11 protein-coding genes are annotated in these 12,642 nt (G+C 55.1%); 6 read left to right on the top strand and 5 right to left on the bottom strand.

Annotation, left to right across the window (positions count from 1 at the left end; translation table 11 throughout):
- A partial coding sequence (locus tag AC0QHF_RS05495; protein ID WP_324703183.1) for a hypothetical protein occupies positions 1-374 on the top strand: 374 nt, incomplete at its 5' end.
- Between the two features lie 42 nt (positions 375-416).
- Positions 417-764, top strand: a complete 348-nt coding sequence (locus AC0QHF_RS05490) for a hypothetical protein (RefSeq protein ID WP_324703182.1) — start codon at positions 417-419, stop codon at positions 762-764.
- Between the two features lie 42 nt (positions 765-806).
- Here the strand turns inward: AC0QHF_RS05490 and AC0QHF_RS05485 are convergent, their stop codons facing one another.
- On the bottom strand, positions 807-1,604 hold the full coding sequence (locus tag AC0QHF_RS05485) for a pentapeptide repeat-containing protein (RefSeq protein ID WP_324703181.1): 798 nt from the start codon (positions 1,602-1,604) through the stop codon (positions 807-809).
- Positions 1,605-1,857: 253 nt separating this feature from the next.
- Here AC0QHF_RS05485 and AC0QHF_RS05480 point away from each other — a divergent pair, with 253 nt between their 5' ends.
- From AC0QHF_RS05480 to AC0QHF_RS05470, 3 genes are all read left to right on the top strand, one after another.
- Positions 1,858-2,952, top strand: coding sequence for a TRAP transporter substrate-binding protein (locus tag AC0QHF_RS05480; RefSeq protein ID WP_324703180.1), 1,095 nt, complete (start codon positions 1,858-1,860; stop codon positions 2,950-2,952).
- A gap of 104 nt (positions 2,953-3,056) precedes the next feature.
- Complete coding sequence (locus AC0QHF_RS05475) at positions 3,057-4,178, top strand: TRAP transporter substrate-binding protein (protein WP_324703179.1); 1,122 nt, start codon at positions 3,057-3,059, stop codon at positions 4,176-4,178.
- A 57-nt stretch (positions 4,179-4,235) separates the two neighbouring features.
- Positions 4,236-6,443: an ATP-binding protein gene (locus tag AC0QHF_RS05470; protein WP_324703178.1), complete on the top strand. Its 2,208-nt coding sequence runs from the start codon at positions 4,236-4,238 to the stop codon at positions 6,441-6,443.
- Between the two features lie 11 nt (positions 6,444-6,454).
- On the opposite strand, the gene AC0QHF_RS05465 is transcribed toward AC0QHF_RS05470, so the two are convergent.
- Together AC0QHF_RS05465 and AC0QHF_RS05460 are read right to left on the bottom strand one after the other, a co-directional pair.
- The gene (locus AC0QHF_RS05465) at positions 6,455-7,450 is read right to left on the bottom strand and encodes a pentapeptide repeat-containing protein (RefSeq protein ID WP_324703177.1); all 996 of its coding nucleotides are present in this window, start codon (positions 7,448-7,450) and stop codon (positions 6,455-6,457) included.
- A gap of 92 nt (positions 7,451-7,542) precedes the next feature.
- Positions 7,543-9,156, bottom strand: a complete 1,614-nt coding sequence (locus AC0QHF_RS05460; RefSeq protein WP_324703176.1) for a hypothetical protein — start codon at positions 9,154-9,156, stop codon at positions 7,543-7,545.
- A 512-nt stretch (positions 9,157-9,668) separates the two neighbouring features.
- On the opposite strand from AC0QHF_RS05460, the gene AC0QHF_RS05455 reads away from it, so the two are divergent.
- Positions 9,669-11,186 carry a phytoene desaturase family protein gene (locus AC0QHF_RS05455; protein ID WP_324703175.1) on the top strand — a complete coding sequence of 506 codons (1,518 nt, stop codon included), beginning with the start codon at positions 9,669-9,671 and terminating at the stop codon, positions 11,184-11,186.
- Positions 11,187-11,259: 73 nt separating this feature from the next.
- Here AC0QHF_RS05455 and AC0QHF_RS05450 read toward each other — a convergent pair whose 3' ends face one another.
- Both AC0QHF_RS05450 and AC0QHF_RS05445 read right to left on the bottom strand, forming a co-directional pair.
- Positions 11,260-12,009, bottom strand: a complete 750-nt coding sequence (locus AC0QHF_RS05450; protein ID WP_324703174.1) for a class I SAM-dependent methyltransferase — start codon at positions 12,007-12,009, stop codon at positions 11,260-11,262.
- A gap of 110 nt (positions 12,010-12,119) precedes the next feature.
- Positions 12,120-12,638 carry a DUF3598 family protein gene (locus AC0QHF_RS05445; RefSeq protein ID WP_324703173.1) on the bottom strand — a complete coding sequence of 173 codons (519 nt, stop codon included), beginning with the start codon at positions 12,636-12,638 and terminating at the stop codon, positions 12,120-12,122.
- Positions 12,639-12,642 lie beyond the last annotated feature (4 nt).

Here is a 12,642-nt window from a genome sequence, read left to right as displayed (position 1 = left end):
GGGATGGGGGCTGGGGGGGATCGAAGGGGGATAATGGGGGATATCAACTCATGAATAAAACCGAAAATGTCGTACTTGAAAAATTAAAATTAATGGCAATCAATCGAGTCAGGCTGCGAAAACTTCATAGTATAATGGCTCCGATCATGGTGCTTCCGCTGCTGATAACTTTGATAACCGGCTGTCTGTTTCAGTTCGCCGTCATCAGCGATCGCGCCAACGATTTTCTCTGGCTGCTGGATCTGCACCGGGGCAAATTTGGTAAAATCAATTTGGAGAATATCTATCCGTTCTTAAATGCGATCGGTTTGCTAACATTAATTATAACCGGGATCGTCATGTGGTTTTTGATGTCGCCCCGCCGATCTCGTTAAAACTAAAATTTTTCCGTCGTTTAAATTATCAAAAAAAGGGTCATGAAACAGACGAAAAGCATCTTATTCACCGGCGGAATTATCGCCCTATTTTTGAATTCATTGGCGAATCAAAAACCCGCGATCGCCCACGCGCCCGAATATCACATCCGAGAGGAAGAAGAAACCTCGGAGGTGGAACACCACGACGGCAATCCGGCTTCGGAGTCGATGGAAATGATGGGAGGGGACGATCCGAACCCAAACCCAACTCAATCGTCGGAGGTGCTGAGTCTGACAGAAACACATTCCGAAATTGACCCCTTTCAGGGGTTGAGCGAATCCTTATTTTTATGGATTCTGGCGAGTCCTTTTGTCCTCAATTTTTTCCGAACAAAACTTCACTCATGAAACCGAATTATTGAATCGATAAAATTGGGGCGATCGCGCCCATCAAACCTTTTGAGAAACCCGCGATCGCTCCGATATAAACTTGTGATAAATCTGACAAATCAAGGCGATCGCATCTTCGTCCAAAAAGCGATGCTCGGATGGGGACGGATAGGGCACCTGTTGGTCTGCTTTCAAATAGACAAATTTACAGATTGCCCGCCTGAAATTGCTTCTGTCGTCAATCTTAATATTTTCCACGCAGGCCCCCGTTAGGGTCGCCCCTTCAAAATTCGTATTCAATGCCACGACCTCCGATAAATTCGTCAATTCTAAGTTACTTCTCGCCAAATTTGTCCCCCGTAAATCCGCCCCGTGCAGGTCGGTTTCGCGCAAATTTGCGCCCAATAAATTGGCTTCATTCCACCGGGTAGAAGATGCGATCGCCCCCATCAACTGAACCCGGTACAAATTCCCGTGGCTGAAATCCGCCCCCCGCAAATCCGCCCCCCGCAAATCGGTGCCGACGAGATCCGCGTCCGAAAAATTAGCCCCCCGCAGGTCGGCGCCTCGGAACGTCGCCCCCCGCAAATAAGCCGCCTCAAATTGAACCTCTTTGAGATAGGCCCCGTCAAACTGCGATCGAGACGCCCGAATTTCCCGGAAATTCCCCCTCAAACAATAGGCTCCTTTCAAATCCGTATGGTCGAGGTGAGTTCGACTAAAATTTACCCCCCGGAGATACATCCCCTTGAGGTTCCCATCCATCAGATCCGGCTCGATTTCCGCATTGTCTTGTCGCCACCGATTCCAAACCGCCACCCCCCGCCTCAACAAAACGAGCTGTTCTCGGTCAACCATGTCAAAGTCACCCCCGCATCCATCTGACCATCGGCCATGCACCCTCATGGCGAATCATACCTCGGATGTCTGAGGCGATCGTAAATTATGTTGTATCTCGCGGTCAAAATTGGCCATTCTTCCCCCGAACGTGTACGATCGAATCACAGGATAAATCTCCGGCTCAAATTTTGTCAATCAGCCCCAGGGCCGATCAATTTTAGCGGGTGCTATTTTGAGTCGGTCGATCGAAAATAGCCGTCTCTCCATCAAAATGAAACGTCGCAATTTGCTCAATTTTGCCGCGCCGAACACCCGAAAAACCGTTGCCGTCGCAGTCCCCCGTCCGGCTTCGGCAGGCGCCGCCCAACCCGCCGTGAACTGGCGCATGGCGACCAGTTGGCCGAAATCCGCAGATATCGTTTTCGGCGCCATAACGACCATCTGTCAGCGGGTGAGTACCGCCACCGGCGGGCGGTTCACCATCGTCCCCTATGCGGTCGATGAAATTGTTTCGGCCCCAGGCATCCTCGACGCCGTTTCCGAGGGAATTGTCGAGTGCGGCCACACCAGCGGCCACTACTACCTCGATCGCAACCCGAGTCTCGCCTTCGCCGCCAGCGTCCCCTTCGGCTTGAACCCCCAACAGCAAAACGCCTGGTTGTACGAGGGGGGCGGCTTGGAAGCGGTGCAAAACCTCTACGCCGACTTCGGAATTCTCAGCTTTCCCGCCGGCAATACCGGGACGCAGATGGGGGGGTGGTTCCGGCGGAAAATCGAAACCGTCGCCGATCTCGAAGGCTTGAAAATGCGGATTCCCGGATTGGGGGGGCGGGTGATGTCCAAATTGGGCGTCGATGTCCGCGACATCCCGGCCCACAAAATCGCCACCGCCCTCATCGACGGGGAAATCGAGGCGACGGAGTGGATCGGCCCCCACGACGACGAAAAAATGGGCCTGCACCGAGCCGCGCCCTTTTACTACTATCCCGCCTGGTGGTCCCCCTCGGAAACCTTCGACTTGTTGGTCCACCGCAATTCTTGGGACACCCTGCCGCCGGAGTATCAAGAAATTCTCAAAACGGCGGCGATGGAAGCCAATGTGATGATGGTGGCCCGCTACCACATCGCCAACGGAGAAGCCCTGCAGCGGTTCGTCGTGGGGGATACCCAACTGCTGCCCTACAGCGACGCGATCCTGACGGCGGCCCGGGACGCGGCCTTTGAATTGTACGAGGAAACCGCCGCCCGAGACGCCACGTTCCGTCAAATTTACGAGCCCTGGAAACAGTTCCGCACCCGAGTTTACCGCTGGAACCGCGTCAACGAAATAGGATTCGCCCAATTTGCCTTCAATTCCACGGATTGAGAGCCTTTGTCGCTTTCAGCGGGAGCGACCGAGTTGCGGAAATGAATTGATAATTATCAATTATCAATTATCAATTATCAAGTATCCCCACACCCCAATAATTTATGAAACGGCGCAATTTTATCGGGACCGCGGCGATCGCGACCGCCGGCACCGCGACATTCGGAGCTTGTAGCCCCCGCCCGCAACCTCCAGAAGAGACGACTCCCCGGGTCAGTACAGCCGAACCGGCGATCCGCTGGCGCATGGCGACCAGTTGGCCGAAATCTTTGGATATCGTGTTCGGGAGTTCGGATCTGATCTGTCGGCGGGTCGCGGCCATGACCGGCGGCAAATTCACCATCGTCCCCTACGGTGCGGGGGAAATCGTACCGGGACTCGAGGTGATGAAAGCGGTGCAAGCGGAGACCGTCGAGTGCGGGCACACGGCGAGTTACTACTACGTCAACGAACATCCCGCCCTGGCGTTTGCGACAACCGTCCCCTTCGGACTCAACGCCGAGCAGCAATTCGCATGGCTGTACTACGGCGGCGGCCTGGAGGCGATTCGCGACATCTACGCCGACTTCAATCTCATCAACTTTCCCGCCGGCAATACGGGGGCGCAGATGGGGGGGTGGTTCCGGCGGCAGGTGAATTCCCCGGACGACCTCAAAGGTCTGAAAATGCGGATTCCCGGTCTGGGCGGCAAGGTGATGTCGCGACTCGGCGTTGACGTGCAGGTATTGGCGGGGGGCGAAATCTTTCCGGCTTTGGAACGGGGGGACATCGACGCGGCGGAGTGGGTCGGACCCTACGAGGACGAACGGTTGGGGCTCAACCGGGTGGCGCCTTATTACTATTCTCCGGGTTGGTGGGAACCCGGGACGACCTACGAGTTGCAGGTGAATCGGAGGCAGTGGGAAATTTTACCTCGGGAATACCAGGAAATTTTGCAGTTGGCGACGGCGGAGGCGACCACCCGGATGCTGGCCCAATACAATACGGCCAACGGGGAGGCTTTGGAACGGATGGCCGCGGGGGGGACGCAACTGCTGTCCTACAGCGAGAGCATTTTGAATGCCGCCCGAGATGCCGCCTTCGCCCTGTACGAGGAAAAAGCCCGGGGCAACGAGGCTTTTCGGGAGATTTACGATCGCTGGGCGGCGTTTCGCACCAAGGTGTATCGGTGGCATCGGGTCAACGGGTTCAGTTTCGATCGCTTTGCCTTCCGGGAGGTGCGTTGAATATGATGATTTTAGACGGCCCATCGATCAGTTCTATGTCTCTATGTCGGGCGAATTATGACCTCAAAACACCAGTTCCCGAATTCACTTCGCAAATTGTGGCGCGATCGGTTTGACCCCGCCTCGTTCCGCACCCGATTTAAAAATCTCAGCATCAGCCATAAATTAAATCTCGGGTTCGGGACGCTGGTTCTCTTGACGCTTTTGGTGGCGGGCCGGAGTTACGTCGGCAGTCTCCAAGCCAAAATCAACATCACCCGCACCCAAGAATTGCGGGTGCCGACGGCTTTGAATTCCGCCCGGGCTCAAACCCACTTGCTGAAAATGGTCTCCAACCTGCGGGGATATCTCGCCACGGGGGAATCCGAATTTCGCGCCAACTACCACGAATCCAGACAGGAATTTGAAGCCTATTTGAATGGGGCACAAGCCCTGTCGGAGTCCTGGAATTCTCCGGAGGATGTCGATCGCCTGCGGGAGTTGCGGCAGATCTATCAAAGATGGGTCAAATTTCCCGACCGCCTGTTCGCGCTGCGAGATAATTTGCTGGACAATCAACCGGCTTTAAAATTGCTCAAAGAACGGGGGGAAATTCCCCTCGGGACGATCCTCACCGAAACCGGCCGCCTCGCAGAAATTCAAGCCGGACGATCGCCCTCCGACATCAACCTTGATTTGCTCCAAGATCTGACGGATTTTAAAAGCTCTTTCGCCCTGATGGTGTCCTCCCTGCGGGGGTATTTGGTGACGCGAGATCCGGCCTTCCGTTTCGATTACGCCGCCTACTTTCAAAAGAATCAACGGGCCTGGGAGCGGTTGCGCGATCGCCGTTCATTTTTGAACTCCGAACAGCGGCAGGGGTTCGACAAAATCGCCGACAACCGAGAGCAATTTATCGCCCTTCCCCCGGTCATGTTCGACATCGTGGAGGGCGATCGCCATCGGGAAGATTTGTATTTATTTCGCACCCTGACAGAACCCCTGGCGGAGCGGATGCTCGTCCTGTTGAACGGCATCGTCACCGACCAGCAATCCCGGCTGTCCGAGGAGTTGCAAAGCGGCCGCAAAAGTCAAACTTCCGCCCAGTGGCAGACCTTGATCGGCGGGGGCGTGGCGTTCATTTTAGGGGCGGTTCTCGCCCGTTTGCTGTGGCGAGATATCGCCGATCCGATCCGGCGGTTGACCGAGACGACGGGGCAAATTCGAGCCGGGGATCTCGATGCGCGGGTGGCGGTGGAATCCCACGACGAAATCGGGTTTTTGGCGACGACTTTCAACCAAATGACCCGCTCTTTAAAACGGTCACAAGAACAGTTGTTAGAATACAATTTGACCCTGGAAAATCGGGTGGAAGAACGGACGCGAGAACTGCGGAAAAAAAATCGACAGTTGGGGCAAGCGATCCGAGAATTGCGAGAGGCGCAGGCTCAACTCATCCAGACCGAAAAAATGTCGAGTTTGGGACAGATGGTGGCGGGGGTCGCCCACGAAATCAACAATCCGGTCAATTTCATTCACGGCAATTTGATGCACGCCGAATCCTATTTGAACGACCTATTAGAATTGATCGAACTGTACCGCGATCGCCACCCAGACCCCGACCTCGACGACAAGATAGAAGAAATCGAGTTGGATTACCTCCTCGAAGATTTTCCCCAACTCATGAAATCGATGCAAGTGGGGACGAATCGGATCCGGGAAATTGTCCTGTCCCTGCGGAATTTCTCCCGGCTGGACGAGTCGGAGATGAAGGTCGCCGACATTCACGAAGGGATCGAAAGTACGCTGATGATTTTGAAAGGAAAATTCAAATCTAAAGCATTATTAAAAGCGATCGAAATCGTCAAAGAATACGGCACATTGACCCCGGTGGTCTGCTATCCGGGCCAGTTGAATCAGGTGTTTATGAATATCATCGGCAACGCGATCGACGCCTTTGAATTGTGCGATTCCTGCGGCGATACTCGCGGAAAAATGGGCTGCGATCGCACCCCGACCATCACCATCCGCACGGCGATGGAGGCGGAACCCGACCGCCTGATCGTGGAAATTGCGGACAACGGCCCGGGCATGGACGAAGCGAAACTCAAACAGATCTTCGACCCCTTTTTCACCACCAAACCCGTCGGCCAGGGGACCGGATTGGGCCTGTCCATCGCCTATCAGATCGTCGTCAACCGCCACCAAGGCGGGCTGCAATGTTTCTCGAAAGTGGGCGAGGGGACGACCTTCCGCATCGAAATTCCGGCGCGGTCTTCCGTTTGATGGAAGCAACATCACTCGTGAATTTCTCCATTGGGCATGATCGCCCCGTGCAACTGCACCCCCATGGTGTTGGCGCTGCTGAGTTCGGCCCGCGTCAGATAAGCATAGCAGAGGTTGGCATTCCGCAGGTTGGTTCGTCCGAGGGAGGCGTCGGTCAAATCGGCCTGGGTCAAATTGGCGGAGCTGAGGTTGGTGCGGCTCAAATCGGCCCGCACCAAATTCACCCGCGTCAAGTCCGCGCTGCTGAGGTCTGCGCCGCTCAAATTCGCGTCGGGCAGAATCGATTCGCACAGCTTCACCCGGGGCATTTGCACGTTGACCAAAACCGCCCGCTCCAACTTCACCTTGGTCAAATTGGCGCCGATCAAATTCGCCTCGCTCAAATCCACCTCGGTCAGAATCGCCCCGTGAAAATTAGCCTCGCAGAGGTTGGTCTGGGTCAAAATCGCCCCCCGCAGGACGCTCTCCGTCAGGTTGGCGCCGCCCAAATTCGCCCGGGTCAGGTCGGCTCCCGTCAGGTTCACCCCCTGCAAATCCGTCCCCCGCAGGTCCGCGCCGCGCAAGTTCACGCTCTCGTAAATGCGGCGCTCGTAGCGCAGGTTGGCCCCCCGCAGGCAGGCCCCCCGCAGGTCGGCGCCCTGGAGGTTGGCCCCCCGCAAATCGGCCTGGATGAGATTGGCGTCGAGCAAGGTGGCGAGGGTGAGGTTGGCCTTTCGCAGGTCGGCGCTCTGGAGGAGGGTCCCGTGCAGGTCGGCGTCCCCGAGTTTGGCCCCGCTCAGGTTCGCCCGGGACAGGTTGGCGCCGGCCAGCCGCGCTTTTGCCAGGTTCGCCCGGGACAGGTTGACCCCGTTGAGGTAGGCGAGGATAAAATTGGCCCCTTCAAAATCCGCCCCGCTGAGATTGGCCCCGATCAGGTCGGCGTTGCTGAGTTCGGCATTGCGGAGGTTGACCCCCTGAAACACCTTTTCTCCGGTGCGGTATTTATTTAAGAATGTTCTCTCGTCCATCCCGATTGTGTCCCGAGTTGTGGTTGGTCCCCACCCCCGATCGCCGGCGCTCCCCGGGCGATCGCGTCGCGGGCGAAGACTGGAGGTTTCGATTAATGTAAACCGAATTCTTGAGTCCAGGTAAAGGTTTTTTGTCCCGGCTTTCGGCAGTAAATTTTAACGGTTCGGATGGAGTGCAGTTGCAGGGAGTGCAACTTTTTTTGGAAAAAGTGGAGGATCGACTCCGGGGCGAGGTTGTGTTCGGATTCGAGGATCAGGTGCAGGCAACCGTTTTTGGACTGGGCCTGGGTGTGGATGCCCTTCGATTTCAGGAAATAGTTCAACAGGGACGCGATCGCCCGGGGATTTCCCTGTCTGGCCAGTTCCAGGATCTGGTGGGTGCCGCCTCCTTGTCGGGCAGCCTGCGGCTCGGTTTTCGGGGCGGTGGGGGCGGATACGGAGGTACTCGGTTCGGTATGCTGCCGTTCGGCGGCTTCAGACTCGTGGATGATGTCTTCGAGGCGTTTCACCTGTTCTCGGACCTGGCCCATGAAGTCTTTGAGAATTTGATATTTCAGGTCGAGTTGCCGTTGCGGGTCGGGATCGGCGGTCCCCGCCGCTAGGTCATTTTCCAAGCTTTCCAAAGTGTTGGTGATGGAGGTCATGGCTTCCGTGACTCCCTGGCTGACTCGTTGTTGAATTTCGTCGGCGAAACCGAGGCGATCGCGGATCGATGTGGGCCCGAAATTGGGGCGTTTTTCGGCGCCGCCCATCTGGATGGTTTGCAAGGACGAGAGCTCGTCCGATGTCTCGGTGGCGACGGTGTCGGAGGGCGGTTGCATTTCTTGGGAGATCAGGAGTCGGACGGTTTGACTTTCGTTGATGTCAACGCCGCCGGGGGGGGGATTGCCGAATTGGGTGCCCGGCGAGGAACTGGCGGACGGTCGGCCGGCGGCGCGATCGCCGGCGTTTTGACCCGGGAATCCCTGAATGTAGTTGGAGGCCGGATGTTGGCGGTCGTAGCACAGTCGCATGGCTTCGATTAAAACCGTGGCTACTTGGGCGTCCTCGTGGGAATCTTCCAAATATTCCACCATCTTTTTCAGGTAGGCTTTCAGGTCTTCAAATGTGGGGAACATTTGAAACAGTTGCTCGATCAGGTCGTCCAACTCGGTGGATTTCAGTTGCATCCAGTCGCGATCGCTGAAGGTGAATTCATTCTCGAGGGCTGAATAAATCAAAATCTTGACGCGCAGCGGATTGGCGTGCTGCATGATTTTGAAACGGATTTCAAATAAATTGTCGAGTTTTTTGATTCCCCAACTGAAGTCTTTCTCCCCCTCGGATAACGGGGGGTTCTGCAACTGAGATTGGGGGCGATCGGAGGGTTGGTAGGAGGTGAGGACGGCCTCCGTTGAAGCATCGGTTTCTCCCTCGATGTACAGCCGTCCGACTTGGCTCAAAACCGTGTTGATAATGACCGTATACTCGGCTTTTTTGTTGATTTTGGAGAGGATTCGTGTTAAAATATGGTTGAGCCGGTCTAAACCCTGGGTGTTCCAGTACAGGGATTGCACCAAATCTCGCATCGAGGCATTCTGGATGACGGCCGAGTCGCTTTCCCATTTTCCATGCGCCGCACAAATCAGGATCTTTTTGATGCGAAGCACCTGCTCGTTTGTTTCTAGGTTCTGCACGACATCATCAAGGGTCGATTTGGCTGGCATTTTTGCCTCCTCCGAATCATTGATTAAGACATTGCCTTGTCGGCCGTCGGGCGATCGCTTCTCCGTCGCCCGTTTCAACTCCGTGCCCTCAAATTGACGAAGGGGGAGTTGACCCGAATCCTATTTTGGTCGCCGCGTCGAATCTGAAGCCCTGTCAGATGACCGGTTGACAACCGGACGGCAGAAAGACACGAAAGACACGATTGATTTCGATACCAGTGATTGCAAGTAGAATAAACCCCGATCCGGATTCCCAAAACTGGAAAATCAATTGCCCCAATCGCCGGAGATCAATTGGGGTGAATCTGCCCCGAGATGCGGTGGGGCGAAATGGCAGGTTAGGCGATCGTTAAATTTCATTTTAATCGGCATCTTAAAATTGTAAATTCTGGAACTATCGCGCAGATAGAGGCACGAAAACCCCAGCCTATCTAACTTTTACATTGTAGGTCATTTATTCTAGAATAGAGCGATGATTTTTGGGAATCCATATTTCTGATCCTTTGGAATCGATGCAAGACTTTGACGCGATCGCGATCGGCAGCGGCATCGGCGGGTTGGTCGCCGGCGGCCTCTTGGCTCGTTATAACCGACGAGTCCTGATTTTGGAAAGCCACAGCCTGCCGGGAGGAGCCGCCCACGGCTTTTCCCGCCGGGGCTTCCACTTCGACTCGGGACCGTCATTTTACTGCGGACTCTCCGATGCGGGGAGTTTGAATCCTCTACGCCAAATCCTCGCCGTCCTGGGGGAATCCGTGGACGCCATCCCCTACGATCCCCTCGGACACTACCACTTCCCCGAAGGCAGTCTGCCCATTTACCGCGACTGCGATCGCTACCGTCGGGCCGTCGCCGAATTGACGCCGAGCGGTGCCGAAGAACTCAAAGGCTTCGAGGGGGATTTACTGCGACTCTACGAAGGCTTGAAAGACATTCCCACCCTCGCCCTCCGCGCCGACTGGCGAGGACTGCCGGTTTTGCTCAAACGTTATCCCCTCCCCCTGCTGAAATTACTCCCCCGCCTGGGCGACATTTCCGCCTCCGCCGGACAAATCTGCGATCGCCACGTCCGAGATCCCTGGGTGCGGCGGCTGATCGATTTGGAATGCTTCCTGCTGTCGGGTTTGAAAGCTGAGGGAACCGTCGCCCCGGAAATAGCCTTCATGTTCGGAGAACGCGCCAACTCCCCCGTCGATTACCCCCTCGGCGGCAGCGGCGCGATCGTCGATGCCCTGATCCGGGGGTTCGAGCGCTGGGGCGGCACCGTGCGCCTCAACTCCCACGTCGAAAAAATTATCGTTAAATCCGGTCATGTCGAAGGGGTGCGACTGCGCGGCGGCGACATCATCCGCGCCCCCATCGTCATCTCCAACGCCACCATCTGGGATACTTACACCCAACTGCTGGCCCCCGAAGATCTGCCCGAATCCTATCGCTCTCAGGCTTTATCCACCCCGGCGGTGGACAGTTTCATGCACTTACACCTGGGAATCCGGGCGGACGGTTTGGAGGATTTGACGGGACATCACGTCGTCGTCCACGATCGCGATCGAGATATCACCGCCCCCGGCAATACCTGCATGATCTCCATCCCGTCGGTGTGGGATGCGGGCCTCGCCCCCCCCGGACATCACGTCGTCCACGCCTACACCCTGGAACCCTTCGAGGGGTGGAAAAAAGATGCATCCTATTCTGAGCGAAAACGGGAGCGATCGCAACCGCTATTTCGCGCCCTGGAACGGATTATCCCCGATTGGCGCGATCGCATCACTTTGGAATTGATCGGCACCCCCCTCACCCACGCCCGCTTTTTGCGCCGCCACCGGGGCACTTACGGACCCGCGATCGCGGCCCGCCAGGGGACGTTTCCCGGCCCGGGAACCCCCGTCCGCGGCCTGTACCGGGTGGGGGACAGCACCATGCCCGGAATCGGCGTCCCGGCGGTGGCGGCGTCGGGGATTTTGTGCGCGAATTCTCTGGTGGAACCGGGGGAGATGGAGGCGCTGTTGGAATTGGGGAATTGGGGGTAGGGAGTCTGTTCCGTCAGTAACCGGTGAAGGTGATTTAACCCGATTCCCGATTCCGATCGCTTTTGCACCTTGCTTATGATGATTCCGGATATTGTGTGTTCCCTACCACACTTGTTAAATCGATTTTCTGCCAATCGAAGTTATCGATATCATTGATATCTTTAACCTTTTTTCCGAGGTATTGGCTGTGACAATAAAGGCCTCTTACCGGCTTATTTTTAAGGTAAGCATCTGCCAATGATGAAAATCGGCCGACAATTGGATTGGACAAGCCCGACTCCACACATTCAAAGCCCAGCGCTTCTGAAAAAAGAACCCTCAATCCCATATCGCTAAATTGAAAGAAGTGCCACGGCCGGCTGTGCGATGAGTACGAGAAATGAGTTTCGATGAAAACAATACCGCCAACTTTCAGCACTTTCGCAATTTCGATGGCGACAACCCAAGGCATGGCAAAGTGTTCCAAACAAGCGCTCGAATACACCAGGTCGAATTTTTCTTCGCCTTCAAAATATGAAGATAACTTGTGGGCATCTCCCACCACATCGACATTGTTGCCGGGGTAATAGTCAAAACCCACATATTTAGCCCGGGAAAATTCCTGGCGAGCATTCGATAAACCCGTGACTTCACGACTGCCTATCTCTAATATCCGATTCCCCGGTTTATTCCCGATTTCATAGAGATATTTCTGCCACTTTTGATGGCTGACAATATTGGACATTGGAACATCTGATTCGAGAAAGTACCAATCGAACCTTGATTCGATCGATAAGGCTAATTCCCGAATACCTAGAAGAGTTTTTTTGAGTAATTTATTCATAATTTGATTGGATACAGAAAAATTTTGATGTCGCCGGTAAAACCAGCATGAATACCACGAAAACGGGTCGATATCAATCCTTCCTTGCTTTCCACAAGATTGAATGACTTCTAAGGAATCGCGATCGCCGGCGATATGTGCAAATCCGGCGTCATGGTTTTCGCGGTGCCCCGCCAATTTGCCGGTTCGGAAATGGCGATCGCTTCCGGTTCCGCACCCCAACTGTCGAGGTGTTCGGTAATGATGACGAACTGTTTCCAACCCGCGGCGCGATCGCAAACCGCCGCCACACTCATCCGCCGATTTTCGTGGCGGAAACCCGTCTCGAATCCCAATTGGGAATTTGTCCCGTTCTCCAGAGTTCCCCAAGAAAAACACCGATCTAAAAATAAACTTCGAGTCCGGGGTTTGTAATAGGGTCCGAAGGTGTTTGTTTCCTGCCGCCCGTCTTTATAAGTATAATGATTCTGGTGGTGCACTTGATTTCCGTTGTCTTCAACCCGAAAGCTCCTGACACACCGTTTGGAATCCAGAACCTCTCCCGTCGCGGAATAGTCAAGCCAGATCCCGTGCCAGTCTCCGGCGTGATACCGACAGAATCGATGCCAATTTTGCTCTTGAAGTTCCATCTTC

It is taken from the genome of Lyngbya sp. CCY1209 (genome assembly GCF_055795065.1).
Note: the sequence above shows the minus strand (reverse complement) of the source record. Positions and strands in the feature narration are given on the sequence as shown.